The organism is Mesorhizobium sp. P5_C1 (assembly GCF_054049815.1).
Window position 1 is genome coordinate 1 of sequence record NZ_JBFULQ010001190.1, and the last position, 837, is coordinate 837.

The 837-nt window shown below is 60.2% G+C and carries 1 protein-coding gene; it reads left to right on the forward strand.

The window, feature by feature from the left end:
- Positions 1 to 837: ABC transporter permease (locus ACXJ7R_RS34805; RefSeq protein ID WP_457155750.1), on the forward strand; the 837-nt coding region annotated here is incomplete at both ends.

An 837-nucleotide genomic window follows, 5' to 3' on the forward strand; every position in this document is an offset into this window, starting at 1 on the left:
TTTCGCCGCGGCACTGGGCATTACGCTCGCCGTGACGGCCACGATCATTGTCGTAGCATTGTCCTCAATGGCGCGATTCTTCTCGCGGTGGCAGCGTCCGGGCTCGTTGCCGCCGACCTTGCCGCAACAGCAGKCACGGAACGTGGACAAAGCACTTCTTCGCCAGCCGGTGGCCCAGCCCACCCCGCGGCCACACAGTCCCAAGATCTGGCGCTTCGCCGCGCGGCTTGTCGAACCGGCCTATCTCTGCGCAATATCTGTCTTCATTCTTCTTCCACTGGTCGTGCTCTTCCCGGTGTCGTTCAGTTCGGCGGACGTGCTYATCTTTCCGCCTCCCGGTTATTCGATGCGATGGTTCGARRMGATCCTCGGCAGCCCGGAATGGATTGCGGCRGCRCTCACCAGCCTTCGCATCGGATCTGCCACCTGCGTTGCGACCCTCGTCCTGGCCACACTAACGGTGCTCGGCTTTGGTCGTCATTTCCGGTTTCAGGGTGCAGCCGAAGCTTCGGTGCTCTCGCCCTTGACCGTACCGAGCGTTGTCTTCGCGCTGGGGGCCTATCTGACCTTTGCGCGCGTGGGACTGGTTGATACCGAGGCAGGCATCATCATAGCCCACACGGTTCTGATTTTCCCGGTGGTTTACCTCGTCGCATCGGCGACACACAGTTCCATTGATCCATGGCTGTCACTTGCTGCAGCAAGCCTTGGCGCCAACCCTTGGCGCATTTTTCGCACCATCATCTTCCCACTGCTGCTTCCTGGCCTGGCTATTGGCGCTCTGCTTGCGATGCTTCTTTCGTTCGATGAATCGGTGGCTTCGATCTTCCTCAGCGA